Below are 1,580 nucleotides of genomic sequence, written 5' to 3'. Positions count from 1 at the left end.
GACCATACCGGTAAGATCCAAGCGCTACAAGAAGGGTAATCAGTGTTACAATCACCCCGGCAACCGTTCCTGAAAGAACTGATACCAGAATCATCTCATGGACGGTGATAATATCGAGACCGGCTGCTTTTCCGATAATGAAGCCGATGATACCGACAATTGCTGCTATCAGGACGGTGAGAATAAACGTTGCCCGGAGATTGTCGCCAAGAACCGATCCCCGGCGGTAATTTATATCAAATGCACCGAGGTGCATCGATGATGCTAGACGCGAGGTGAGAATTCCTGCAATTGCACCCCGCATATTGATAGAGGAGGGAACAAGAATCATGAGACCCGGGATCAGTATGAGCAGCTCGTTCACTGACCCAAGGTATATGCCTGCAACTGATGCCACGAGCGTGGTGATGATGAGGGCAAGAAGCCCCGTCAGCAGATCGCGATAACGGTGGCTGAGGCCCTCTATCAGCTGGTTCATCAGTAATTCCCTCCATAGTAATCAGTCCCGAAATGGTATCTCAATCATAGTACAGTCATTTGGAAATAGAATTTCGCCCTGATAATGTCGTTTTGCATCCTGTATATGGTTTGCTGTTGATGTGTATCGTGAACTGATATGCACAAGGGCAAGTCGCCTGGCGCCGGTATCCTGTGCCGCAATGGCTGCCTGGCCAGCTGTTGAGTGGAAAACTTCATCTGCCCGGTCTTTTTCCAGGTCGTCAAATGTTGCATCATGGATCAGGAGATCAGATTCGGCAGCTGTTTCCGGCCATTCCCTCAGCGGGCGGGTATCGCCGGTATAGATGACCTTCCTTCCGGGTCGCGGGGATCCCATAACCTGATCCGGGGTGATGGTTGTCTGATCCCCGGAGGTGTTGATAGTAACTGTTTCTCCACGCTGAAGACGACCAAAGAGCGGACCTGGCGGGACTCCAAGCGATATCGCCTCTTCACGGTCAAAGCGGCCCGGACGTTCATCCTCCACCAGAATAAAACCAAAGCTTTCACAACCATGACGGGTGGTAAAAGGAATCACCCGGTATCCGTCAAAGAGAATCTCTTCGCCATCTGAAAGTTCGTATGCTTCAATTGGAAATGAAAGGCCCTGGTTTAACTGCCTGATTATTGAGACGATCTCATGGATGCGGCGGGGCCCATAGAGCCGGATTGGATCCTGCCTCCCATTGAATCCCATTGTTTCAAGAAGACCAAATATTCCAAGGTAATGGTCGGCATGCCAGTGGGAGATGAAGATCGCATCGACAGTGAAACCGGTCCGGACACGCATCATCTGTTGTTGTGCTCCCTCACCGCAATCAAAGAGGAGAGTGTCAGATCCCCTCCTGATCATGAGGCATGATGGATTCCTCTGGGGTGTCGGAAGTGCACCAGCGGTTCCAAGAAAATGGACATGAAGTGTTTCTCCGGCGATTATTGCCACCCCCGAACAACAGCAAGGCTTTCTTCCGCCTCAGTGAGATCACGCCCTTCAATAACGACAATACCAGAATATGAGTCAAGGAGCGCACGTGACACTCGGCCCCAGTTCACTGTTCCCCTCTCAAGTGAGAGATGCTCAT

2 protein-coding genes are annotated in these 1,580 nt (G+C 51.1%); both read right to left on the bottom strand.

Features of this window, described 5'->3' with window-relative positions:
* The coding region (locus QCH34_RS12445) for a magnesium transporter (RefSeq protein ID WP_300334599.1) at positions 1 to 478 on the bottom strand (478 nt) is incomplete at its 3' end.
* 21 nt (positions 479 to 499) lie between these two features.
* Complete coding sequence (gene rnz / locus QCH34_RS12440) at positions 500 to 1,432, bottom strand: ribonuclease Z (RefSeq protein WP_300334601.1); 933 nt, start codon at positions 1,430 to 1,432, stop codon at positions 500 to 502.
* Positions 1,433 to 1,580 lie beyond the last annotated feature (148 nt).

Source organism: Methanocalculus sp. (assembly GCF_029762515.1).
Lineage (GTDB): Archaea > Halobacteriota > Methanomicrobia > Methanomicrobiales > Methanocorpusculaceae > Methanocalculus.
Note: the sequence above shows the minus strand (reverse complement) of the source record. Positions and strands in the feature narration are given on the sequence as shown.